Raw genomic sequence first — 23,830 nt, forward strand, 5'->3', positions numbered from 1 at the left:
AAGCCTGAGCCGCCGGTTTGCTTAAAGACGGTGCTGTTTGTCTGAAGGTTTCCAATCGCCTAGAACAGCCGACATTGTATACTGCCGGAGATCCTGTCTGCGCAACTGCCTAGACCAAGATACGCGCTTGGATACATCAGTGCCGCCGGGGCCTTTGCTACCATATTCTGCGTAAAAGGCTGTTTGCTCCTTGTTGGGGAAGTTCTTGTCTCCCGGCCAAGCATGCCAACCCTCCGAGACGATATGCTTGCCCAGTTCGCAGTCGATGAATACCGTTTTCGCATAGGGGCGCCAGGGTCGTCCCAAGTAAACTTGGGTTACTGCACTATCTTTTGCAAGCAGCGTGCATGCATCAAATACAAAGCCATGCTTGTCATGTGCGGTGGTCGAAGCCGCCGTAATGTAGGAATTGCTCAGGCTCTCTATTTGGCAATGCAGGAAGTAGGCCGTTGCGGCGCCGAATATAAAATCCGTTGTTCCGGAGATCAAACAATTCTCTATAAAATTTCGTGTGCCCGCTTTGGCCAAGTAAAAGCTGTCTTGGTTGCCCAAGATATTGCAATTGCGGATGCTGATGCGGTCGCCTTCCGTATGCAGGGCCACCGCTTGTCCTACGCGACCGGCCGTGTTGATGATGGTCAGATCCTCCAAGCTACAGTCGTTGGCCGCCATCAGCAGCACGTAGGACGTATAAGTGCTATAGTTCGCATTTCCCGTCACGTCAATACCACGAAAGGGCTTGCCCGAATAGTCGTCAAAGCTGATGATTGTTTTTTCGCGCCCCTCCCCTTGTAATCGGACATTTCTTTTATAGCCCGGAATCACGATTTTCTCGTGGTAGGTACCCGCTTTGATATGTATGGTAACCAGCCTTTCCGCATGATCCCTTACTTGGTTGATCGCCTCTTGGATCGTTTTGAAATCAGCATCGCCCGCTTGCGATACCACAAGCTCCAGTCGATTGTCCGTCGTTTGTGCGCCCGCTCCCCACAGCAAAAAACACAGGATGGAGCATAGCAGAGTCGTCTTGAGTTGCATCAGTATTTATTTTAAAGGTTCTATCCTAAACCAGTCGATTTCGGCATGGCCACTATCGTTGATAGGCGTCTTTCCCTGATCCATCAACACTTTTCGCTCACTCGGTCCATAGATATTTTTGGAGCGCAGCACCTGCGTGCCGTCGGTGTTGTCAACACGGAGAAAAGCGACAATAGCAGAAAATTATGCATCGGAACGATTTTGGATTTACAGTGGTCATGACAAGGATACAAAATTTCCTCGCGCATCCCAACAGCTAACTATGCAATCGTTACCGGCAACGATTGCGTTTAATTTTATGGATTAATGCAAAAAAATGTAGAAATTCAGCGCATAAACCAGCATAAATATAGGACGGTCATGAACAAGAATTTTATTTACGGCTTTGGCAGCCTGATGGTATTGTTCATTCTATTTGGCTTTTGCAGGCCGCCAGAGAAACTGACGATCTGGATGATGGGCGACTCGACCATGGCCATCAAGGCCGAAAACAAGTATCCGGAAACAGGCTGGGGCGTGGCCTTTGCCCAACTATTTGGAGATAACGTGCTGGTTAAGAACACCGCTAAAAACGGACGGAGTACGAAATCGTTCATTCAACAGGGGCTGTGGGACACCGTCAAACAGGGGCTTCAGGAAGGAGATTACCTGCTTGTGCAGTTTGGGCACAACGACGAAAAAGTCAATAAGCCGAACGTCGGGGTGACAGTAGATGAATACAAAGCCAATTTGACGCTTTTTGTGCAGGCCGCCCGTGCAAAAAAAGCTAATCCGATTTTAATGACCCCAATTGCGCGTCGCTCTTTCAGGAATGGAAAGTTGATCAATACCCACCAGGCATACGCACACGCTGTCATGGAATTGGCAGATAGCCTAGACGTTCCGTTGATTGACCTGACAACACTCACGGGTGAATTGTTGACAGCAAAGGGTGAGCGCGGATCCAAGGATTATTTTCTACATCTGCCCGAGGGTTCTGTCAACTATCCGGATGGGGTCGTGGACAATACCCACCTGAATGTGGAAGGAGCAGGAACTATTGCCCAATTGGTTGCCGCAGCATTGCGACGTCAAGGTATACCGTTGGCCAAAGAATTGAAGAAACAATTGTAAATATATAGCATGAAAAAACTTGTGTGTGTAGAACCGGGCAGCTTTGCCTATGTGGAGGAAGCAATCCCCGAGCCGGGCATCGGGCAATCCTTATTGCGTGTTCGAAAAATCGGAATATGTGGGACGGATATTCATGCGTTCGCCGGCCGGCAGCCATTTTTCTCCTACCCCCGCGTGCTTGGGCACGAAGTCGCTGCTGATTTCGTGAAAGGCGATGCCGTGGGATTTTCCGAGGGCGATAAAGTAACGGTGATCCCTTATTTTACCGAAGGAAAAGATATAGCCTCGCGTATGGGTAAGGCAAATTGCGCCGCCGATATGCAGGTGCTGGGGGTGCATGTCGACGGGGCCATGGCAGAGTATGTGCTGGTGCCTTCTGGGGCGCTCCGCAAAGCGGAGGGTCTCGATTATGATGATCTGGTGTTGGTTGAACCCTTGGCTATAGGCGCGCACGGCATACAGCGTGGCGGGATCAATCCGGGGGAATACGTATTGGTAATTGGTGCTGGACCAATCGGTCTTGGGATTGTTGCCTTGGCGGCAATTGCCGGAGCGAAGGTGATCGCGCTGGATGTAGATGCCGAACGCCTGCAACACGCCAAGGATTTGGGCGCACTTCATATCCTCTCCGGCCGGGATGGTCATGTGCAGGAGCGGTTGCAAGAGATTACGCAAGGTGATATGCCGACATTATTGTTTGATGCTACGGGCAACACCGCAGCGATCAATAACGCCTTCAACTATATGGCCCATGGTGCGCGTTATGTATTGGTGGGCCTGCAGAAAGAGGAAATCCACTTCAGCCATCCCGAGTTTCATAAACGCGAAGGGACCTTAATGAGCAGCCGAAATGCCTTAGGCAGCGACTTCCAGTATGTGATGGATCGCTTAGCTGATGGATCGCTGAAACCCGAACAGTTTATTACGCGTAGGGTAAATTTTGCAGATGCGGCAGCGCTCTTTGAAGATCCCCGTACACCACTTGCAAAAGGGATCAAAACCGTCATTGAGTTTGACTGATCTATGGTAACCCGGATACGGTAGCCAGCGAAGATATTTTGTGGAAAATACATCCGCTCCGTTTTTAGAACGTATTTTTAACGATACGCAAACGTTACCGATAACGTTTGCGTTTTTAAATTCGGCACCTAAGCCTTATAAACCCAAATTTAATGGCTAAATTTCCCTGCAGCCAATCGCCGAGGCGTAGCTTCACCATCACCGGTCATGCCTAAAGAACTGTAAAAAGAAGCGCTACCGATGTGGAGTAAGACCATGCCAGATGGATAAACAATAGCGGGAGGGGAATCCGATCACGCGACATTGTGAAAGCAATGGCGCGAACCATTAAATGATGATAAGACATTTACCACGATGAAAAAACATGTAATCTTTATATTTTGTTTGTTATGCATTTCGACATATGCAGCGGCCCAAAAAGCCATTTCTGAGCAGATGGCCCTAACGGCGATGGACAAGCTCTTTAAGGATGCTCGATTCACGAATGCTGAAAAGGGCCCCACTTGGACTTACGATATGGGCGTTGTCCTAGAAGGTATGGCCGAGGTATGGCGCAATACGGGAGATGCCACTTACTTCAATTATATCCAAAATTGGATGGATCGATATGTCGCTGAAGACGGGGAAATCCGTAATTATAGGGCGACGGAGTATAACATTGACCACGTAAAAAATGGGCGCTCCCTTTTATTGTTGTATAAGGTAACCGGCAGACAGAAGTATTTAAAGGCCAGCGAGAAACTGTATGCCCAGTTGAAAACACATCCCCGCACCCATGAAGGTGGTTTTTGGCATAAAAAGGTCTACCCTTATCAAATGTGGCTAGACGGTCTGTATATGGCGCAGCCATTCTATACGGAATATGCGGCGCTGATGAATATCCCAAGTATCTACGATGATGTGGTCAACCAGTTCACTTATATGGAAAGCCACGCGCGGGATACCAAGACTGGGTTGCTGTACCATGGATGGGACGAGTCTAAGCAAGAGCGCTGGGCCGATCCGAACACCGGATTATCCAAACATTTTTGGGGTCGTGGAATGGGGTGGTTTGCCATGGCCTTGGTGGATGTGCTTGATAATTTTCCGGAAGATCATCCTCGGCGCGGAGAGTTGGTTGGGATCCTCAGGCGCACCTTGAACGCAGCCGCAAAGTTTCAGGATCCAAAAACCGGCGTTTGGTATGATGTGATCGACCTGGGCAAGCGCGAAGGTAATTATGTCGAGGCATCCGCTTCCAGTATGTTTGTCTATGCGATGGCCAAGGCTGTTCGGAAGGGGTATGTGAAGCCGTCTTTCCAGAAGCATGTCCAAAAAGGCTATGCGGGTTTGCTTAAAGAATTTGTGACACCCGCGGGGCCTGATCGCGTCGATCTGAACCGCGTGGTAGAGGTATCCGGGCTCGGCGGAAAAAAATACCGCGACGGCAGTTTTGCATATTATATGAGTGAGCCGATCCGTACAAACGACCCCAAAGGTGTAGGCGCGTTTATCTTGGCCTCCTCCGAAGTGGAATTTGCCGAGAGTCCCCAGCCGAAGAACAAGGTGCTCGTGACGCTCGATAATTTCTACAACAAAGAATTCAAGAAAAGCCCTAGCGGGCGAATGGAACCCTATCACTACCTGTGGAATGGCGATGACAATAATGGCTTCTCCCTCTTGGGCCGCATTTTTGAGCAGCACGGTGGCGCCTTGCATACATTGCCCGATGCACCTACCAGCCAAAACTTAGCGAAGAGCAAAATCTACCTTATCGTGGATCCCGATACCGAGAAGGAAACCGCAAAGCCGAACTTTATGACGGAGGCCCAAGCCAAGGAAATTGCCAACTGGGTGCATAAGGGAGGCGTCTTGGTGCTTTTCTCAAACGATGTAGGCAATTGCGAGATCAGCAAGTTCAATATCCTGCCGCAGCAGTTTGGCATTACCTTTAATGAAGATAGCCGAAACAAGGTGAAAGGCGACCAATTTGAGATGGGAGCCATCGAGATCCCTGCCGGAACGGGTATTTTCGATCGTACGAAAAAAATCTACATCAAGGAAATCTCTACCATGCAGGTTAAGCAGCCTGCCAAAGCCGTTGTGCAGGATAATGGTGACAACATCATTGTCTCCGCGAAATACGGTAAAGGAACCGTATTTGCCATTGGCGACCCTTGGTTGTACAACGAATATACGGATGGACGGAAATTGCCTGCTGAATACCAAAACTTCGAAGCTGCCCACGAGCTGGTCAGTTGGTTGATCAAACAGACGAAATAACGATAAAACAAGAATAGTATCATGTTGCTTTCAAGAGAGAATGTACAGAAAATAAATGCTGCACCGGTGGATCTTCCGAATCCAGCGTCCTTTACTTTGCCAGAGCGTGTTTTGCAGTTTGGCACGGGTGTCTTACTACGGGGGTTACCCGATTACTATGTGGATCAGGCAAATAAACAAGGGCTGTTCAACGGGCGCATTTTGGTGGTGAAGTCAACGAGCACAGCTGGGGCCGACGCTTTCGAACAGCAGGATGGCCTGTATACAGTATGTATCAAAGGCAAAAAAGACGGCAAGGAGGTTGTGCAGTATACATTGAATAATGCGATCTCGCGCGTATTATCTGCTTCCACCGACTGGAGCAGCATTTTAGAAGCAGCTAAAAACCCAGATCTGCAAGTGGTGTTTTCCAATACCACCGAGGTGGGCATTGTAATGAGCAATGATAAGCTGACGGATGCTCCGCCGGCATCGTTCCCGGGCAAATTATTGGCCATTCTATACGAGCGTTTTGGCTATTTCAACGGGGATCCGGAAAAAGGACTTGTCATTTTGCCTACCGAGCTGATCGCAGAAAATGCGCAAAAGCTGAAAAAAATAGTATTGGGCTTGTCTGCACAGCATAACCTCGAAACGGCATTTATAGCGTGGCTGGAAGAGGCTAACGATTTTTGCAACACGTTGGTAGATCGTATTGTGCCGGGGCGTTTGCCTGCTGCAGAGCAGGAAGCAACGGAAGGGCTTTTAGGTTATCAAGACGAGCTCATGATCATGGCCGAGCCCTTTAGCTTATGGGCCATTGAAACGGACTCAGACCGCGTGCGCGACAAACTTTCTTTCGCGTCCGTCGATGCCGGCATAGTGCTGGTGCCGTCCATCGACAAATTTAAGGAAATCAAGTTGCGGCTGCTAAACGGAACACATACCTTAAGCTGCGCAGCAGCGCTTTGGAGTGGATTCGTGACCGTGAAGGAAGCGATGAACAACGAAGTCTTCCGCCAATTTGTACAGGGATTGATGCAGAAAGAAATTGGCCAAGCTATTATAGGCCCATATATCGAGCAACAGGATGTGGATACATTTGCCAATAGTGTGATCGACCGTTTCAGCAATCCTTTTTTGGATCACCGCTGGGAAAATATCGCACTAAACTTTACCTCGAAGATGAATATGCGCAATATAGCGTTGCTGGAGAAGTGGTACAATAAAAATCCGGCGCCGCCGCAACATATTGCATTGGGTTTTGCAGCCTATCTTAAATTCATGGATACACAAGGCGTTGACGGCCAGTATATACAGGCGATAAATGGGAACAATGTGGTACTCCAAGACGAGTTTGCGCCGCAACTACAAACGTATTGGAAAGATCCACGAACCGTCGTAAAGCAGGTGCTAAGCGATGATAGCCTATGGGGCAAGGATTTGAATGCATATCCAGATTTTGCCGCTACTGTCCAATATTACCTGGACGAAATCAACGCCGAAGGCGTATTGAAAACAATAGAAAAGTTAAACACGACATGGCAAGTAGCATATTAAGGATTCATCCGAAGGATAACGTATTGGTTGCGTTAAAGGATTTACCAAAAGGATCGATCTTTACGTTTGAAGGAGTTGACTATACCTTGGTGGATGATATTCCGGCCAAGCATAAATTTTTTATGCAGGATATGCAGCCTGCCGATGAGATCTATATGTACGGCGTGCTGGTGGGCAAAGCACAATATGCCATTCCGCGGGGTGGATTGATGCATACTGACAACACCAAACACGCGGCCGATCCCTATACGTTCCGGCCGTACAACTACCATTGGGAGGCGCCGGATGTTTCCCGTTTCGCTGGTCGCACATTCAACGGCTACCTGCGTAGCGATGGCCGCGCCGGCACGGCAAACTACTGGTTGTTTATCCCCACCGTATTTTGTGAGAACAGAAACCTCGATGTCATTAAAGAGGCATTGTACAATGAGCTAGGCTATTCCGTGACCGGAAAGTACCGCGCATTTACCCGGGAGTTATTAGCGGCCTACGAAGAGGGCCGGGATCTTGCGGATTTATCTCCTGAAGAGCTTAGCGCCTTTACGCATAAACAAAACAGGGTGTTCAAAAATGTGGATGGCATCAAATTCCTGAATCACCAGGGCGGCTGCGGTGGCATTCGCCAAGATGCTGCGGTTTTGGGTAAATTGCTTGCTGCCTATGCCGATCACCCCAATGTGGCCGGTGTTACCGTATTGAGCTTAGGCTGTCAGAACTTGCAGTTGACGGATCTATTGGAGGATATCAAAGCGCGCAACCCGCAGTTTGATAAACCGATGTTCGTCTTTGAACAACAACAGTCCAAAAGCGAAGAGCAGCTCATCAAAGAAGCGATACAGAAAACCTTCGCCGGTTTGGTGGATATCAATAAGTTTACCCGGCAACCCGTGCCGCTTAGCAAGCTGACGCTGGGCGTAAAATGTGGTGGTAGCGACGGCTTTAGCGGTATTTCTGCGAATCCAGCGGTAGGCTATACCTCCGATCTACTGGTTGCCTTAGGGGGAAAAGTGCTGCTGGCTGAATTTCCAGAATTGTGCGGCGCCGAGCAAAACCTAATCGACCGCACCATCGAACCCGAAGCGGCACACAAATTTATGGCCCTGATGGGCGCCTACAGCCAAGCGGCCGAAAATGTGGGCTCCGGCTTCCATATGAACCCATCCCCCGGCAATATCCGCGACGGATTAATAACCGATGCTATAAAAAGTACAGGCGCGGCAAAAAAAGGCGGAAACTCGCCCGTGGTGGATGTGCTTGATTATACCGAAGAGGCAACCAAGCCGGGCTTAAATCTCGTTTGTACGCCAGGCAATGATGTCGAGGCAACCACCGGCAAAACAGCTTCGGGAGCTACCTTGATCCTGTTTACCACGGGGCTGGGTACGCCTACTGGCAATCCCATCTGTCCGGTTATCAAAGTGGCGACCAACAATGCCCTCGCGGCGAGGATGGCCGATATCATCGATATCAACACAGGAGCCATTATTGATGGCAAAAAGACCATCGAGGAAATGGGTGAAGATATCCTCGAATATTGTATCAAAGCGGCCAGTGGAGAGGTGATCCCCAAAGCCGTACAGCTAAATCAGGACGACTTTATCCCTTGGAAGAGGGGCGTAAGTCTTTAAAAAATAAAAATATGAAAGCATTTTTAGACGATAATTTTTTATTGCAGAGCAAAACGGCGCAGGATCTCTACCACCGATTTGCAAAAAACCAGCCCATCATCGATTATCATAACCACTTGATTCCGGAGCAGATCGCGAACAACAGCCGCTTCGAGAACATCAGCCAAGTGTGGCTAAATGGCGATCACTACAAATGGCGGGCGATGCGTACCAACGGCGTGGCCGAGAAGTATATAACAGGCGATGCTTCCGACAAAGAGAAGTTTTTGAAATGGGCAGAAACTGTTCCTTATACCTTGCGCAATCCGCTGTATCACTGGACACACTTGGAATTGCAGCGTTACTTTGGCATTACAGACCTTTTGTCGCCCAAAACGGCAGAGAAAATCTACGAAGAGACGGCGGCCAAGCTGGCAGAACCGGGCTATGATGTGCGTGGCCTCTTGCAGCGCATGAACGTGGAGGTGGTATGCACCACGGATGACCCCATCGATGCGCTCAACTTCCACCAACAATTTGCGCAAGAGCAGGAGAGCTTCAAGATGCTGCCCGCCTTTCGTCCGGATAAAGCGATGAACAGCGACGACCTTTCGGCGCTCAATGCCTACATTGAGCAGGTAGAGGCGGTTACCAACCGCTCAATCAGCAGTTACCAAGATTACCTCGATGCACTGAAATCACGGCATGATTTCTTTGCCGAAAATGGCTGTTCGGTGTCCGACCATGGCTTGGAACAGATCTACGCGGAAGACTACACCGATGAGGAGATTGCCCGTATCTTCCAAAAGATACGATCGAAACAGGACATAAGCTATTCAGAAAACCTGAAATTCAAATCGGCTATGCTGCTGCAGTTTGCTGAATGGGATCACGAAAAAGGTTGGGTGCAACAGTACCACCTAGGCGCCCTGCGCAATAACAACGCGCGGATGCTGCGTGCCAATGGCCCCGATACGGGGTGGGATTCGATCGGCGATTTTAGCCAGGCGCGTGCATTGTCGAAATTCCTTAACCGGCTAGACAACCAGGATCGCTTAGCCAAGACGATTCTTTACAACCTCAACCCGGCAGATAATGAATTGATAGCAACCATGATCGGCAATTTTAACGACGGTTCCGTGAAAGGTAAGGTGCAGTTTGGCTCGGCTTGGTGGTTCTTGGATCAAAAAGATGGAATGACCAAGCAGATCAATGCACTTTCCAACATGGGCTTATTAAGCCGCCTCGTGGGTATGCTGACGGATTCGCGCAGCTTCCTATCCTTCCCAAGACACGAATATTTCCGTCGCTTGATCTGCGATATTTTCGGGGAGGATATCGAAAAAGGAGAGTTGCCAAACGATCTAGAATGGATCGGAAAGATTGTAAGCGACATTAGCTACCATAATGCGAAGGAATATTTCAACTTTAAATAGCCGATGAAAAACGGGAAAGTACTCAGTTTTGGGGAAATATTACTGCGCATCTGTCCGGATATTACAACAGATTGGGTAGCAAGCGGTCAATTGCCTTTTTATATAGGTGGTGCAGAACTGAACGTGGCTACTGCACTTTCGCATTGGGGGTTACCATCGGCCTATCTGTCGGCTATGCCTTCCAATGCAATAAGCAAGGATATAGCCCATCATTTGGAAAGCAGAGGCCTAGATTTGGAAGCCATGCGTTGGCAAGGCGACCGAATCGGGATCTATTACCTGCCAAAAGGAAAGGATGTAAAACACGCGGGTGTTGTATATGATCGTGCTGGATCTGCCTTTGCCCAGCTTCGCCGTGCCGATATGGATTGGGACGCCATTTTTAACGGCGTAAGTTGGTTCCATTTTTCAGCGATCTGCCCGGCCATTAACGAAGAAATTGCGGCTATCTGCTTGGAAGCCCTACAGGTCGCTACCGATAAGGGCATTACGATATCGTTAGATTTGAACTACCGCGCTAAGCTTTGGCAATATGGAAAGAGCCCCCTTGAGGTGATGCCAGACCTAGCCAGCTATTGCCAGGTCATCATGGGTAATATATGGGCAGCACAGCTGATGCTGGGCACCGACCTGGACGATCAATTCCATGTTTCCCAATCCGAATACCCGAAAGAAGCACTGTTGGCACAAGCCGAACGCAGCAGTGCAGCACTCCTTGCACGCTATGAGCGCTGTCGCTATGTGGCGAATACTTTCCGTTTTGACTATCTTGAAAAGGGCATAAAGTATTATACCTGCCTGTATGGCGAGGATAGACTTTTGGTCTCCAATGCGTATATTTCGGAAACCATTGTTGATAAAGTCGGTAGCGGCGATTGCTTTATGGCAGGATTGATCTATGGCCTTTATCAGGAACACTCGGCAAGTGATACCCTCGAATTCGCCACCGCCGCGGCGTACGACAAATTGTTTATCCCGAGCGATGCCACGGTGAGTTCGGTCTCAGACATTGAAAAAAGAATTAAAAAATGAGTAAAATAGAAGCGGTATTAGACGCTATCCTAGAACAAGGGATGCTTCCTTTGTTTTTTCATACCGATGCGCGCGAAAGCGTCGACATGGTAAAAACGTTGTATGGTGCGGGCATCCGTGTGTTTGAATTTACCAATCGCGGTGCGGAAGCAAAGGATGTGTTCGAGGCGTTGGTTGCTGCACGCGATGCAGACATGCCGGGTTTGCAACTTGGCATCGGAACCATAAAAAATGTTACAGAAGCCAAGCTGTTTATTGAATTGGGGGCCGATTTTATCGTGTCACCCATTGTTGTGCCGGCTGTTGGTGAGCTGGTGCAGCAAGCGGGCCTCCTGTGGGTGCCGGGCTGTATGACGCCTACGGAGATCGCCCTGGCACAGCAATATGACGCGCGCTTAATCAAGCTTTTCCCTGCCAATGTGCTCGGGCCTGGATTCTTATCCGCAATACGGGAACTTTTTAAAGGCCAGCTGTTTATACCAACAGGAGGGGTCGACCTAGAGATCGGCAACTTGACGGCCTGGTTCAAGGCTGGTGTTTGCGCGGTGGGCATGGGCAGTAAACTGATCGATCCGAAGCGTGTGGAGGGGCTCGCAGAAAGAACAGCGCAGGCTTTGGCCTTGGTCAAGCAGGCGCAGCAAAACTAATATGTTCATGTACGTCCCATTTTAGGGGCGTACATGGAACCTCATACCTCATATATATCGTAAACCATATTTTGATTTTAACTTTTTAATTCCAAGCTACCAATGACTAATGAGAAAAAAGGGAACTACAGGTGGACCATATGCGGGCTTCTGTTTTTCGCAACCACGATAAATTACATGGACAGGCAGGTACTGTCCCTCACCTGGAAAGACTTTATAAGCCCAGAATTTCACTGGACCAACAGCGATTATGGGCTTATCACCGCGCTGTTTTCAATCTTTTACGCCGTCAGTATGCTCTTCGCGGGACCATTTGTGGATTGGATGGATACGAAGAAAGGTTTCCTTTGGGCAATCGGTGTTTGGTCGTTGGGAGCCATATTGCATGCATTCTGTGGGATTGCAACATCCGGTATTGTTGCCGGCGAGTGGTTTGTGGGCTTTGAAGGAGCCAAGCATGCCATAGCGCAGGTCAATGACGTGGCTCGGGTGATCAGTGTCAGTGTCGTACTTTTTGTATTCGCGCGTTTCGTGCTGGCTGTCGGTGAGGCCGGAAACTTTCCCGCTGCGATCAAAGCTACTGCCGAGTATTTCCCGAAAAAGGATCGCGCCCTTGCTACCAGTGTGTTTAATGCCGGTGCAACCATCGGTGCGTTGGCGGCACCGCTCACCATTCCTGTTATTGCAGCATATTGGGGATGGGAGATGTCGTTTATCATCATCGGTGCCTTGGGCTTCGTATGGATGGGCTTTTGGATCTTTTTGTATAAGAAACCCCACAGAAACCCGAAGGTCAATGCGGCCGAACTGGTGTATATCATGCAGGATGGAGACCATGAAGAGGAAACAACGCCAGAAATCTCTGTACCTGTCGTCAAGAAAAAGATGTCTTTGGCTACCTGCTTCAAGTACAGGCAAACTTGGGCTTTTGCCTTTGGTAAGTTTATGACAGATGGCGTATGGTGGTTCTTCTTGTTCTGGATGCCGGCCTACCTTTCTGCGGTTTATGACATCAAGTCTTCTGATACGGAAGGACAGCTGGCTATCTTTGTGCTGTACCTGATTACCTTGCTGTCGATCATCGGCGGTTGGTTGCCCAGTTATTTTGTGGATAAGAAGGGACTGAATCCCTACGATGGACGCATGAAGTCTATGCTTATTTTTGCGTTTGTGCCACTGGCGGTGTTGTTTGCACAACCTTTGGGGCATATATCCTACTGGATTCCGGTACTGTTGATCGGATTCGCTGGAGCGGCACACCAGTCGTGGTCGGCAAACATTTTCTCTACCGTGGGCGACATGTTTCCGCGGCGTGCCATCGCCACGGTAACCGGTATCGGCGGCTTGGCTGGAGGCGTCGGATCGACGTTTATCAACTTCTTTTCAGGGAAGCTTTTTGACCATGCAAAAGAGACACAGATGGTATTTATGGGTTTTAAGGGAGAAGAGGCCGGCTATTTTATCGTATTTTCTTTCTGTGCGGTAGCCTATCTGATCGCTTGGATGGTCATGAAAAGCTTGGTGCCACGGATGCAGATCATTACCGATTAATGAATCGACTTATAGCAAACCTACCTAAATAATGTTAACGATGCAGTTAGATTTAGAAAGCATATTCTATGCGGATGAGGACATCCCCGCAGCGTATGCCCTCGACGAACAGATTGACCAGCGCGAGTTCTTATCGAATGGCGAGATGTTGCCCTGGACGGGCGAAACCAGCGACGTGTTCTCGCCAATTTGTGTGAAGACAAAGGATGGACTTCAGCGGAAACGTATCGGCAGTTACCCGGTATGTACCGAAAAGCAATCCATGGAAGCGCTTGAGGCTGCGGTACAGGCCTACAATAGTGGCCGCGGCGAGTGGCCTACGATGAGCGTAGCAGATCGGATTGCCTGTGTGGAGCGTTTTACCCAGCAGATGATCGATAAGAAAGAGATCGTCGTGAAACTCATCATGTGGGAAATCGGCAAGTCGTATATGGACTCCGTGAAAGAATTTGATCGTACAGTCGAATATATTTATGCGACGATCGACGCGTTGAAGGATGTGGATCGGGACTCCTCTCGATTCCAGATTGAGCAAGGCATTATAGCGCAGATTAGGCGGTCGCCACTTGGCGTCGTGCTATGTATGGGGCCCTTCAATTATCCGTTGAACGAGACGTTCACCACGCTTATTCCGGCGCTGATTATGGGCAATACCCTACTTTTCAAACCGCCAAAGCATGGCACTTTATTGCATTATCCTTTGCTGGAGGCTTTTCGAACCAGCTTTCCAAAAGGCGTCGTCAATACGATTTACGGTCGTGGCAACAAGATCGTGCCGCAATTGATGCAGTCGGGAAAGATCAATGTGCTGACCTTGATCGGCTCCAGCCGCGTGGCCGACGAGTTGAAAAAACTGCATCCGCGCGTCAATCGTTTGCGTGCGATATTAGGTCTAGATGCCAAAAATGCGGCGATCATTACGAAAGACGCCGATTTGGATCTAGCGGTCTCAGAAACGGTGTTGGGGGCGTTGTCCTTCAACGGTCAGCGTTGCACGGCACTCAAGATCATCTATGTACACCGCAGCATGGCACCCGAATTTTTAAAACGGCTGAGCACCGCGGTCGGCAAATTAAAATATGGTATGCCTTGGGAAAAGGATGTCGCTTTGACACCGCTCCCGGAAGTCAACAAACCCGCTTACCTGACGGAATGCTTGGAAGATGCCAGAAAGCATGGTGCGAAGGTGGTGAATGAGCATGGTGGCGAGATGCTAGAATCATTTTTCTACCCGGCGATCGTTTACCCCGTCAATGCACAGATGAAACTATACCGGGAGGAACAATTTGGTCCCGTGATTCCTGTCGTTCCTTTTGATGATCTGGAAGAACCAATCGAATACCTGATCGAGTCCTCGCACGGACAGCAGGTCAGTATCTTCAGCAATAACGCTGCGGTAATCTCTTCCTTAATCGATCCCTTGGTCAATCAAGTGAGTCGTGTCAACGTCAATAGCCAATGTCAGCGTGGTCCGGATACCTTTCCATTTACCGGGCGCAAGGACAGTGCCGAAGGCACACTTTCCGTGGTGGATGCCCTGCGATCGTTCTCCATACGCTCGCTTGTGGCCACTAAAAATACGGATAAGAACAAGAAGCTGCTAAACGAGATTGTGGGCGACAACAGCTCTAATTTCTTGAGTACCAAGTATATTTTTTAGTTTTTTCTTTTAGTAGGGCGGCCGTGATGTCGCCCTTTTCTTTTCTTCGTGGCCATAGCTGGGTAAACATCAGGCATACTTAACAACAGCCTTAAAGATGTTAAATAATTTGCATAAAATCGGATTTTTTCCGATCCCGGATGGACTCTTGACATTAAATTGGCAGGATATACTTTCATGGGCCGAGCACGCACCCAAGAAAAGCAGCCTCCTTATGCTGGCTAAAACACTCCAGACATGATGATAAAATATTGGATAGCAGAATATAAACCACAAAACAATAAAGGTCCTTTCCAAAGTATTATTTGACCTTGGCAATAAATTTGTATGGTGCTAGCCTGAACTGAGGTATTATTACGTAATTTTACTCATCATGGCGTTCGAAAACTATACGATTAAAGATATTGCCAAGGCTTTAAACCTCTCGCCCTCTACGGTATCCAGGGCCTTGCGAGACAGCTACGAGATCAGTGCGGAAACGAAGAAGATCGTGTTGGCTTATGCGGAGAAAATGAATTATCGTGCAAATCCCATTGCCCGCAGTCTTAAGGAGCGCAAAAGTTACAGTATTGGTATTATCGTGAGCGAGATTGCCAATAATTTTTTTTCGCAGGTCATCGATGGGATTGAATCGATAGCCTATGCCAAAAATTACCAGGTTGTTATTTCGCAAACACATGAATCTGCCGACCGTGAGCGCCTTAATGTAGAACACCTATACGGACGATCCACTGACGGGCTGCTCATGGCCCTCTCGGCCGAGACGAGCGATGTCCGCTACCTCGAAAGCCTCATAGAAAAAGGTTTTCCTATTGTTTTCTTCGATCGCGTTCCTGCGCAAATTCCCGCACACCGCGTGATCGCCGATAATAAGCAAGGCGGCTATGATGCGGTGCACTACCTTGCCCAAAGGGGCTGCAAGCGTGTTGCACACCTTACCGGAGCAAGAACGTTGTCCATCACAAAGGAACGCTTAGAAGGTTACCAGATGGGCCTGCAGGCTCATGCGCTCGACATGGACGACGCCCTGGTGAAATATTGTCAATATGGCGGTTTGCAGCATGGCGAGCTGCAACAGGCGGTAACAGAGCTTGCTGACACCGACTACGACGGCATCTTTATTTCAGGGGATAAATTAACAACGGGCTACCTGCAAGTGATGCACGAGCGGTATGCAGCGCAGATTGGGCAGGTTGCCATTGCCGGTTTCACGAATTCCAAAGTGGTCAATATCTTCTCGCCCACGATTACAGCCATTCGCCAGCCGGCCTTTGAAATGGGGCAGCGAGCAGCCGAGCTGCTGATCCAGCAGATCGAGGCCAAACACAGCGGTGTCGATTTTGAAACCGTTGTACTGCCCACCACCATGATTGAAAACAAATAGGCGATGCTAAGAAGCATAATCCATAGCGCAACCTTTTGTGTCCATGACTAGCCACATTGTCTAAAAAATGCTTGATATGGTACCATTTCAAGTAGATGTCTTTTTTTATATAAAAAGAGCTTCAAAACACATTTTCAAAATAATATATCCTCGCTCTAGGCCTTGGGCGTTTTGAAAACGGCCAAGCGGCTGGTTAGGGCAAACATCAAGAGACCAAAGCAGGCAAACACACCGAAAGAATAGCGAAGGTTAAGGACTTCGGCGATGTAGCCGATCAATGGCGGCCCCATCAAGAAGCCGAGGTAGCTGACGCTGGAAACCATGGCCAGCGCCACGCCAGAAGAGATGGTTTTGTGTGTGCCCGCCACCGAATACACGGAAGGTACATTACAGGCCACGCCCAGCCCCACCAACATAAAAGCGAGCGTACAGAAAATCAGCTGTGGAAAAACCACGGCACTCATCATGCCCATAAACATCAAGAGACCGCTGATCTGCAAGGTGCGCTGCCGGCCGATACGGCTGATCACGGCATCGCCGATAAAACGACCGGTGGCCATCATCACCATAAAGGCGGCATAGCCCAAGGTGGTTAGGCTGTCGGGGGCTTTCACGATGTCGTGGAAATAAACGCCACTCCAGTCAAACATGGCGCCTTCGGTAGCCATGCTGCAAAAGCCGATGACTCCCAAAGAGATCAATAGCCGATCGGGCTTGAACGAAAAGGATTTTTTTTCAGCCGTTCCAGAGGGGTCTTGCAGCAGGTAGCTCCTGTTTAGCAGGATATTGATCAGCATCAATCCCGTGACGATATAGAAATGCACGGAGGTGCTTACCTGAAAATTGAGCGTAGCCAGTCCGATAAGGGCACCGGTAAATCCGGCTATGCTCCAGGCGCCGTGAAACGACGACATAATGGACTTTTGGTACATGCGCTCGGCAAGCACGCCCTGTGTATTGACGGAGATGTTGCAGATGTTTCCGATGATACCGAAGCCAAGCAGGGCACCGCCCAGCTGCCATGCATTGTTGGCAAAGGAGATGCTGCAAAGCACCAACAGATAAAGTAGTGCACCAAAGGGCATCAGCCGATGGCTGCCATATTTGCCGACCAATTTGCCCGATAGCGGCATCGTGATCAGCTGCCCCACGGGCAACATGAGTAACACCGTTCCCAATTGCGCCTCGGTGAGGTGGAGGTTCGCTTTGATGATCGGTATACGGCTTGCCCAGCTAGCAAATGCCAACCCCTGTCCGAAGTAAAAAAGAGAAACGGCAAGGCGGATGCGCTGTTTATTTTCGGGAAAGGTGGCCGAAGGGCTGCTCGAAGAGAATTCCATGGTATGGGCTGTTTGCCGCAAAATTACGTCAAATTTCCAAGAAAAATGCTAAAGTTGCGATAGATCCTCTACGGTTGATTTTGTCGGGAAGGATAAGGACAGACTGCATCCAGCGCATAGCGTCGTTAGGTTTAAAGGCTACGGTATCGATTTTCAGGTTTCCCATACAAAGAAACAAAAAATACTGTCGGCCAAATAGATGCGTCTTTCTTTCCTGTCTTGGATACCGAGATAGGGTGCAATTGTGTATCTTTTATTGACGAATTTATTCGGTGGTTAATCTTATTTTTCGTTATTTTTAAGGAAATATCTGTACAATAAGCTTGCTAGCCGCTATGTGCCATGCTAAATACCTACAGTTTGCTCCTTTTTACCTGGGGGAAGAGGAGGTTCGGAATACCGGATATCTAGGCTTCCTGCCCGCGGCATATCATCAGGGCATGATGGCCGATTTATGCTGCAGCTGCTGCGAGCTGGAGCATATCCTGCTGCTGGAGATCTATGGTGAGGTTCCTGCTGGGGGATGCTCGTTTAAACTGCTGCCACACGACTTTCTGTTTTGGCAATGCTACCAGCTTATGGGGCAATCCAAGCTGTCGCTGTCCGAAAACTTTGTGTTGGCAGAAAATCGATGTTTGCCCTTTGTGTCCAACAAACGCCGTATTTCGATGGCTATGGATGAAGGCAAGGTTCGTATAATATATGTAGGCTATAAAGAGCCTATACTGGAAGCCCTCTTCCAAGAATATCCCGCAACCGGAAATTTACTGCTGCATCGGGCGGAAACTCCCCCTCAAGATTTGCTGTTGCCCGACGTCGGGATAAATTTTCGCTTTCGGGAGGTTTTTCGACAGCTTTCCTCCCTGCAGTTTCGTGCTTTCCATACGCGTAGCGAACTCACGCTTTGCTTGGGGCGCCTTTTTCAGGAGCTGGATACGGCTCTTCAAAGGGAGTCGGACAGCGGTGGGCGTTCCATGCTGCAGGTCTACCACCGCGCAATACAATATATACGTGAACATTACAAGGAAGACATGAGTAAGGAAAGCATTGCCGATGCGCTCGCTATCAGTAGGCGAACCCTATACAGGGCTTTCGAGCGTAAGCATATCAAAATAGCGGATTTTATACAACAGCTGAAATTAAGAAAAGCGCAGGAGCTGCTCCATCAAGGCGAAATGTCGGTGGAAGAGGTAGCCAATGAGCTGCAGTTTCCCAATCGTAAGTACTTTAGCCGTGAGTTTAAAAAGTACTTTTTTGAGCCGCCCTCATCGATCAAAAGAAACACAAAATAATACCCGCATAATATTTGTTTCAGCCTGCAGATGCGTTAGATGCATCTGCATCTGCCCGATAAACCTAGTGAAAAGGTTTGCATGCATGCGTATTAGGCTCGAATGCATACGCATCAGGCACGGATGCCTAGTGAAGAGGATCGAATGCATACGCATTAATCGTGGATGCTTAGTGAAGCAGTTCAAATGCAAACGCATCGGGTACGAATCCCTAGTGAAAAGGCTCGGATGCATACGCATTAGAGGCGGATGCCTAGTGAAGTGCGTCATTTCACTAGTGAAAAGCGTTTTTCCATTAATGAACGGTATTGTCTCTTTAGCAAAAGGGCCTTTTTCACTATGTGGGGCTACTTTTTTAGCGTGCTAATCTGATTTTTTAGGCTCAAAAAACTGTAAAAAGGGGGTCAAATCGTGCCAAAAATTTCGGGTTGACCCCAAAAAGTTGGCACGATTTGACCCCCTAATTCTAAAAAAGACCGCTGATCTTTGTAGTGTTAATGGTTTATTTAATTACTTAAAAACAAAATGTTATGTTTAGAACAACATTACAGTTCAGAAAACTGTCAGAAGTCCAAGTGGGACAGTACGCAGAGCGCATTTTGGTCAAGATGACGGAAAATGCCAATTTGTTTCCGGATCCAGATCCAGCATTGGAGGTTCTGGAAGAAACGCTAACCGCTTTCAGACGTGCGGTAGCCGATGCCGCTTTTCGCGACATGCGACAAGTGGTGATCAAAAATCAACGGTTTGCGGAGCTGAAGTCCGTACTGTTTGATTTGTCGCTGTATGTGACGAAGGTAGCTCACGGAAATCGTGCTTTGATCTTGGCGGCTGGCTTTGTGCCAACCAAGGGGGCAACGCCTGTTGGGTTGGCACCGAAGCCTACAAACCTACGTGCCGCCGCGGTGGCCGCCAGGCCGGGAGTGGTCGAGCTGCGCGTCAACGTTTGGAATGCGGCATTGATGTACTTTTTCGAGTACCGAAAAGTACAGTCTGAAGACGCGTGGGAGCGTGTGTCGAGCTCACGAGCCAATATCGCGATTAGCGGTTTGGAAAGCTTGGAGCGTTACGAGTTTCGTGTGGCCTATGCCACAACAAATCCCACGCTGACGTACAGCGATGTGATTCGCTCGGTCATCATGTAAAAAGTTGCCGTAGATGAATCGCAAAAGGCTACCTCTTTGCGCGACGGTCGCGCAGTGACCCCAGGGGTCGAGGTAGCCTTTGATTCCAATCCTATATCCGCCCCGAAGTGGCGGCTCGGCCACAACCAAAAAACGTGGACTCCGCTTCGCCAACTAAATCTTATCTTTATACTACGCAAAATAGTTTCACCATGATAAAGACCATTGTTAAAAGCCATCCCTTACGAGACATTATCTTGGATTTTGATGATGCACAAACGCCGCCCCCGTTTGAGCAGGAGGCCTTGGCCCACTACTATAAGGCGCACGACCTGACCTATGCCCTGCGCCTCGAGGCGGCAGAGCGGATACCTCCGCTCCGCGCGGTGGATGCCGAGCTCGGCGACCTGTTACTGCGCAGCCTGGCCATCGAGCAGGACCTCGACTTTCTGGAAGATGCCCTGGGTATCGCCAAATCGCCAGATCTTGATTCCTTCGAAGGGGAGCTTACCATCAGGCTGGACGATTTCTATAGCATGACGCTCAAGCATAGCGCCGATCTAGGGGCGGTTTACGATGCGATTAGCGCGTTGACCGAACGCTATAATGCCGATATCGAAAAAATCGACGACGAAGACGGGCTTATCGATCCCATGTATTTTGGCGTGCTGAGCGATCTTTACCAGCGATACGAAGAGCTATCTGTGCATACCGTGTCGCTAGATGACGATCATCAGAACTTCTTGGGCGCTTATGCCGAAGTGGAAAAGGAATACTTTGCCTACACGGACTTTGCCAACTTGGTGTTCGAGAAATATGCCCAACTGGTGGCCGCGAGCGATAAGCTGTACCGACGTGTGGAGCAGGTCGAAGCCAAGCTGAAGGAGAAGTTTGATGGACATTCCGGTGAGGCGGACTAGTATGCCTTGGCGTCCGTGTTAATATAGGTCGGGCTCGGTTATCCCCTTCTCGTTATACGATGCTTTGTTCATTTGAAAATGCAGCTGCGTCATGCGGTTCAAATAGACTTTCAAGGGTTCAAGGTTATGCTCCTGCCGCAGCTGGTCTACTCGGGCAGAGTCTAGCAAACCAATTTTCGGAATAGCCCGTCCCGTCGTGCGCACTAGGTAGGTCACTTGCGTGCCGAATTGCTGCTTCTTTCCCGCATTCACCTGTACCCGATCAAAAAGATAGGCGTAGTTTTCCGGATTGGCATTGTTACGTTTAACCTCTTTCTCCATCGCGCGCAATACTTTCCGCTGAAAAGCGGGGTCATGGTCGCAATGCTGCACCAGCAACCAAAAATGATTGGAACTCTCCTTGCCCACTTGCTGATAGCCTAGATATCCGTATTCCGAAAAATATTTGGCAATGGTTTTTTGATTGGTCTGAAATACACTGTCTTTAAATGCATCCCACCGGGCATCGCTGTAGTCTTTGTATTTCCCGGTTTTTACCTTTGCCGCCACTTGATCGATCGTCACCATCTCCGCCAGATGCGCCTGTATCCGGGATTGTTCGCCAGCAGGCAGCGATCTGCTGCTGCTGCAGCTCTGCAAGCCTAGGTAAACGAGGAATAGAAGAAGACTGTTTTTCATGGGCTATGGCATTAATCGTAAGCTTAAAAATAGGAAATATCGCTCGCTAAAACGAATACGAGCTTATGTTTATTTGTTTGCGGGGTATCGTTTTTCTACCTAGAAACTGGCCCCGTTTGGCGACGAAAGCTGTGTATTAGTACTTATCTAAGCCTATGCTTATTACGCATCAATAGGATTTTTATCCAGTATGGACAGTTTTATATGGCAGATAAGGATGCGGCCCACGGTGGGGATGGACCCGACTTTTGGTCGGAAGCAGCCCATAGCGAGCGCTTGGCTGTAGATGAAGGCTTTCTAGGTGTGGTGATCGAATACGATGAGTGTATGGCCGAGGCCTCGCTTCCGATCTTGAAATCGGCTCCCGAAATTGATGCCGCCAAAGATGCGGACCATATTGTGGAGGCCCGCATCGAGCTGAAATCCGTTAGCCTACAGGTATTGGATTGTCCCAGCAGCTTCGTTACCTTGGCAATAGCCTTGGCAAAAGCCTGCTACCGCCTGCGGGTATATGGCTACAGCCTTGGCCAGCCCCAGCCGGAGGGTTATCTCCGTATAGCGATATGGAAAGCGGACTTCGCGCCAAAGGCGGTGCTGATACAGTTGGATAGTGGGTATTAGGGGGGATTTTGTGATATGAGGTTATCGGATAATTTTGTTAACTCCTAAAGCTCAAATAGCTGAATATATTCTTCGTGTTTTTAATGAGCTCTTATTTTAAGTTTTATAAGCTCAAATAATCTTTTTTTTGAGCTTAAAAAGTGTTAGTAGTGAGCCAATTTGCTCGCGGACTTGATTACTTTTGTCAAGTCGATCTAGCGCGAAAGTGGTGCGGAGGCATTGGTATAGTGGGTATTGGGGGATGATTTTGGTTTTCAAGGGTGCTCTGTGAGACGAAGCGACCGGTTAATTTCGTCAATCCTTCGTCACATCGGAAAAAATCGTTTAAAAGGGTTGCTATTTTCTGGACTAGCGCTTACATTTGTGAACAGTCGACTTCGTAGCTCAGTTGGTAGAGCAACAGACTCTTAATCTGTGGGTCCTGAGTTCGAGCCTCAGCGGGGTCACAAAAGCTTTCTTAGAAATAGGGAAGCTTTTTTGTTTTTAAGGTTTTGTGGATCGTTTAAGCGGCATTGTTCCCGCTATGCTATGTATGATGTTGTAAATCTATAAATTGTTGCTTGCTCAAGACATACTTAAATGGTAATATAAAAACGGTGTTGATTAGCTAACTGTCTCGCAAATCTGCGTTAGAGAATTGGCTGGACACCATTCATACTGTTTATAATCTGCAGTAGTTATCAAGTCTCATAATCTCAATTCTTATCGTTCTATGATAGCAATAAAAGTCGTTAAAGAAAAGTCCGGCAAGAAAATTTAGCGATATCTATACAATTGATCCCTCTACAAATTACTATAGTTTCCAGGTTTTATTAATGTTAGGCGATTTATCGATAACTTAATATGTATTTTTTTTCAATAAAACACACTGAATTTAAATTTTCGCTATCTTTAGATTAAATTATGTTAAATGTATAAATAATATTTATCTGATTTTATGAGAAAAATTCTATTAATGTTTGCCTTATTCATTTCCGTTATGGGATGTAAAGATCAACAGGATATTCTTATTGATGGAGGCCAGAAGTATTCAATAAGCGCACTGCGGGATGACTTTAAAAATCAGACCGGTTACGACAAATCGAATAAGTACTTTTTGATGCCTAGTTTTAAAACAGACCTTAACTGGGATAAGGTTATTGAAAAAAGTAATGATACATTATATGTCAAAGTGAATGTATTAGATAGTGTACTGTTTTCTGTTGGAGATAGATTAGTTGATGTAGAAAATAAAGTTTGGGTAAGAGCGGTACGAAAAGCAGACTCAAAAACTAACTATTCGCTATTGATTTTTGCTCCAGTTGATTCGGCAACAACATTTAATGGTTTGATTTTCAGTAAATCGTTAAATAATAATAGAATTGTGGAAGCCTATTTCAATAATTCTACGAAGGTGTCAAAGTCTTCGTTTCTTAGTCGTGTTAAGAACACATCTTAGTCGTGTTAAGAACACAATTGAACCAAAAAGTTCTGCAATAGGCGCAACCAAAGCCGTAGGAGGATCCGGAGGTTGCGTTCGAGGATATGTTAATGGAGTATTGAATGTCCTCTATTGCCCTCCTCAAG

General features: G+C 48.2%; 19 protein-coding genes and 1 tRNA gene. 17 read left to right on the forward strand and 3 right to left on the reverse strand.

Translation table 11 applies throughout. The features are described 5' to 3' along the window. Window positions 1-21 precede the first annotated feature (21 nt). The gene (locus IE165_RS05525; protein ID WP_189625596.1) at window positions 22-1,038 is read right to left on the reverse strand and encodes a pectinesterase family protein; all 1,017 of its coding nucleotides are present in this window, start codon (window positions 1,036-1,038) and stop codon (window positions 22-24) included. A gap of 360 nt (window positions 1,039-1,398) precedes the next feature. Here IE165_RS05525 and IE165_RS05530 point away from each other — a divergent pair, with 360 nt between their 5' ends. The 11 genes from IE165_RS05530 to IE165_RS05580 all read left to right on the forward strand — a co-directional run bounded on the left by IE165_RS05530 (window position 1,399) and on the right by IE165_RS05580 (window position 16,289). Continuing rightward, entirely contained in the window at window positions 1,399-2,151 is a 753-nt protein-coding gene (locus IE165_RS05530) for a rhamnogalacturonan acetylesterase (RefSeq protein WP_189625597.1), read from the forward strand. Between the two features lie 9 nt (window positions 2,152-2,160). After that, window positions 2,161-3,171, forward strand: coding sequence for a zinc-binding alcohol dehydrogenase family protein (locus tag IE165_RS05535; RefSeq protein WP_189625598.1), 1,011 nt, complete (start codon window positions 2,161-2,163; stop codon window positions 3,169-3,171). Between the two features lie 354 nt (window positions 3,172-3,525). After that, window positions 3,526-5,433 (forward strand): glycoside hydrolase family 88/105 protein, encoded by a 1,908-nt coding sequence (locus tag IE165_RS05540; protein ID WP_189625599.1) that lies wholly within the window; start codon window positions 3,526-3,528, stop codon window positions 5,431-5,433. 21 nt (window positions 5,434-5,454) lie between these two features. Further along, window positions 5,455-6,972, forward strand: a complete 1,518-nt coding sequence (locus tag IE165_RS05545) for a tagaturonate reductase (RefSeq protein WP_189625600.1) — start codon at window positions 5,455-5,457, stop codon at window positions 6,970-6,972. Beyond that, a complete protein-coding gene (locus tag IE165_RS05550; protein ID WP_189625601.1) occupies window positions 6,954-8,600 on the forward strand; it encodes a UxaA family hydrolase in 1,647 nt (548 codons plus the stop codon). The genes IE165_RS05545 and IE165_RS05550 overlap by 19 nt, the downstream gene beginning before the upstream one ends. Before the next feature lie 11 nt (window positions 8,601-8,611). Then, window positions 8,612-10,015 (forward strand): glucuronate isomerase, encoded by a 1,404-nt coding sequence (uxaC, locus tag IE165_RS05555; RefSeq protein ID WP_189625602.1) that lies wholly within the window; start codon window positions 8,612-8,614, stop codon window positions 10,013-10,015. Between the two features lie 3 nt (window positions 10,016-10,018). Next, the gene (locus IE165_RS05560) at window positions 10,019-11,047 is read left to right on the forward strand and encodes a sugar kinase (protein WP_189625603.1); all 1,029 of its coding nucleotides are present in this window, start codon (window positions 10,019-10,021) and stop codon (window positions 11,045-11,047) included. Further along, window positions 11,044-11,694, forward strand: coding sequence for a beta/alpha barrel domain-containing protein (locus tag IE165_RS05565; RefSeq protein WP_189625604.1), 651 nt, complete (start codon window positions 11,044-11,046; stop codon window positions 11,692-11,694). Before IE165_RS05560 ends, IE165_RS05565 begins: the two co-directional genes overlap by 4 nt. Window positions 11,695-11,796: 102 nt before the next feature. Further along, entirely contained in the window at window positions 11,797-13,245 is a 1,449-nt protein-coding gene (locus tag IE165_RS05570) for an MFS transporter (protein ID WP_189625605.1), read from the forward strand. Window positions 13,246-13,285: 40 nt separating this feature from the next. Next, window positions 13,286-14,905: an NADP-dependent glyceraldehyde-3-phosphate dehydrogenase gene (locus IE165_RS05575; protein WP_189625606.1), complete on the forward strand. Its 1,620-nt coding sequence runs from the start codon at window positions 13,286-13,288 to the stop codon at window positions 14,903-14,905. A 373-nt stretch (window positions 14,906-15,278) separates the two neighbouring features. Further along, window positions 15,279-16,289, forward strand: a complete 1,011-nt coding sequence (locus IE165_RS05580) for a LacI family DNA-binding transcriptional regulator (protein ID WP_189625607.1) — start codon at window positions 15,279-15,281, stop codon at window positions 16,287-16,289. A gap of 155 nt (window positions 16,290-16,444) precedes the next feature. On the opposite strand, the gene IE165_RS05585 is transcribed toward IE165_RS05580, so the two are convergent. Beyond that, the gene (locus tag IE165_RS05585; RefSeq protein WP_189625608.1) at window positions 16,445-17,629 is read right to left on the reverse strand and encodes an MFS transporter; all 1,185 of its coding nucleotides are present in this window, start codon (window positions 17,627-17,629) and stop codon (window positions 16,445-16,447) included. Window positions 17,630-17,964: 335 nt separating this feature from the next. Here IE165_RS05585 and IE165_RS05590 point away from each other — a divergent pair, with 335 nt between their 5' ends. The 3 genes from IE165_RS05590 to IE165_RS05600 all read left to right on the forward strand — a co-directional run bounded on the left by IE165_RS05590 (window position 17,965) and on the right by IE165_RS05600 (window position 20,965). Next, on the forward strand, window positions 17,965-18,921 hold the full coding sequence (locus IE165_RS05590; RefSeq protein WP_189625609.1) for an AraC family transcriptional regulator: 957 nt from the start codon (window positions 17,965-17,967) through the stop codon (window positions 18,919-18,921). 530 nt (window positions 18,922-19,451) lie between these two features. Next, window positions 19,452-20,066 carry a fibronectin type III domain-containing protein gene (locus IE165_RS05595; protein ID WP_189625610.1) on the forward strand — a complete coding sequence of 205 codons (615 nt, stop codon included), beginning with the start codon at window positions 19,452-19,454 and terminating at the stop codon, window positions 20,064-20,066. A 134-nt stretch (window positions 20,067-20,200) separates the two neighbouring features. Beyond that, complete coding sequence (locus tag IE165_RS05600) at window positions 20,201-20,965, forward strand: hypothetical protein (RefSeq protein WP_189625611.1); 765 nt, start codon at window positions 20,201-20,203, stop codon at window positions 20,963-20,965. Window positions 20,966-20,983: 18 nt separating this feature from the next. On the opposite strand, the gene IE165_RS05605 is transcribed toward IE165_RS05600, so the two are convergent. Beyond that, window positions 20,984-21,643, reverse strand: a complete 660-nt coding sequence (locus IE165_RS05605) for a DUF6624 domain-containing protein (RefSeq protein WP_189625612.1) — start codon at window positions 21,641-21,643, stop codon at window positions 20,984-20,986. Window positions 21,644-21,847: 204 nt separating this feature from the next. Between IE165_RS05605 and IE165_RS05610 the strand changes: the two genes are divergently transcribed. The 3 genes from IE165_RS05610 (at window position 21,848) to IE165_RS05620 (ending at window position 23,702) form a co-directional block, all read left to right on the forward strand. Continuing rightward, the gene (locus tag IE165_RS05610) at window positions 21,848-22,264 is read left to right on the forward strand and encodes a hypothetical protein (RefSeq protein WP_189625613.1); all 417 of its coding nucleotides are present in this window, start codon (window positions 21,848-21,850) and stop codon (window positions 22,262-22,264) included. A 373-nt stretch (window positions 22,265-22,637) separates the two neighbouring features. Further along, window positions 22,638-22,710, forward strand: a tRNA-Lys gene (locus IE165_RS05615). Between the two features lie 491 nt (window positions 22,711-23,201). Beyond that, window positions 23,202-23,702: a hypothetical protein gene (locus tag IE165_RS05620; protein ID WP_189625614.1), complete on the forward strand. Its 501-nt coding sequence runs from the start codon at window positions 23,202-23,204 to the stop codon at window positions 23,700-23,702. The last annotated feature ends 128 nt before the right edge of the window (window positions 23,703-23,830 follow it).

Origin of the sequence: Sphingobacterium griseoflavum, assembly GCF_014653155.1 — a bacterium.
Lineage (GTDB): Bacteria > Bacteroidota > Bacteroidia > Sphingobacteriales > Sphingobacteriaceae > Sphingobacterium > Sphingobacterium griseoflavum.

What these genes read in the sequence shown, in the direction of transcription:
- IE165_RS05525 (WP_189625596.1), bottom strand. Translation starts at nt 1,038, where the DNA reads ATGCAACTCAAGACGACTCTGCTATGCTCCATCCTGTGTTTTTTGCTG.
- IE165_RS05530 (WP_189625597.1), top strand. Translation starts at nt 1,399, where the DNA reads ATGAACAAGAATTTTATTTACGGCTTTGGCAGCCTGATGGTATTGTTC.
- IE165_RS05535 (WP_189625598.1), top strand. Translation starts at nt 2,161, where the DNA reads ATGAAAAAACTTGTGTGTGTAGAACCGGGCAGCTTTGCCTATGTGGAG.
- IE165_RS05540 (WP_189625599.1), top strand. Translation starts at nt 3,526, where the DNA reads ATGAAAAAACATGTAATCTTTATATTTTGTTTGTTATGCATTTCGACA.
- IE165_RS05545 (WP_189625600.1), top strand. Translation starts at nt 5,455, where the DNA reads ATGTTGCTTTCAAGAGAGAATGTACAGAAAATAAATGCTGCACCGGTG.
- IE165_RS05550 (WP_189625601.1), top strand. Translation starts at nt 6,954, where the DNA reads ATGGCAAGTAGCATATTAAGGATTCATCCGAAGGATAACGTATTGGTT.
- uxaC (WP_189625602.1), top strand. Translation starts at nt 8,612, where the DNA reads ATGAAAGCATTTTTAGACGATAATTTTTTATTGCAGAGCAAAACGGCG.
- IE165_RS05560 (WP_189625603.1), top strand. Translation starts at nt 10,019, where the DNA reads ATGAAAAACGGGAAAGTACTCAGTTTTGGGGAAATATTACTGCGCATC.
- IE165_RS05565 (WP_189625604.1), top strand. Translation starts at nt 11,044, where the DNA reads ATGAGTAAAATAGAAGCGGTATTAGACGCTATCCTAGAACAAGGGATG.
- IE165_RS05570 (WP_189625605.1), top strand. Translation starts at nt 11,797, where the DNA reads ATGACTAATGAGAAAAAAGGGAACTACAGGTGGACCATATGCGGGCTT.
- IE165_RS05575 (WP_189625606.1), top strand. Translation starts at nt 13,286, where the DNA reads ATGCAGTTAGATTTAGAAAGCATATTCTATGCGGATGAGGACATCCCC.
- IE165_RS05580 (WP_189625607.1), top strand. Translation starts at nt 15,279, where the DNA reads ATGGCGTTCGAAAACTATACGATTAAAGATATTGCCAAGGCTTTAAAC.
- IE165_RS05585 (WP_189625608.1), bottom strand. Translation starts at nt 17,629, where the DNA reads ATGGAATTCTCTTCGAGCAGCCCTTCGGCCACCTTTCCCGAAAATAAA.
- IE165_RS05590 (WP_189625609.1), top strand. Translation starts at nt 17,965, where the DNA reads ATGTGCCATGCTAAATACCTACAGTTTGCTCCTTTTTACCTGGGGGAA.
- IE165_RS05595 (WP_189625610.1), top strand. Translation starts at nt 19,452, where the DNA reads ATGTTTAGAACAACATTACAGTTCAGAAAACTGTCAGAAGTCCAAGTG.
- IE165_RS05605 (WP_189625612.1), bottom strand. Translation starts at nt 21,643, where the DNA reads ATGAAAAACAGTCTTCTTCTATTCCTCGTTTACCTAGGCTTGCAGAGC.
- IE165_RS05610 (WP_189625613.1), top strand. Translation starts at nt 21,848, where the DNA reads ATGGCAGATAAGGATGCGGCCCACGGTGGGGATGGACCCGACTTTTGG.
- IE165_RS05620 (WP_189625614.1), top strand. Translation starts at nt 23,202, where the DNA reads ATGAGAAAAATTCTATTAATGTTTGCCTTATTCATTTCCGTTATGGGA.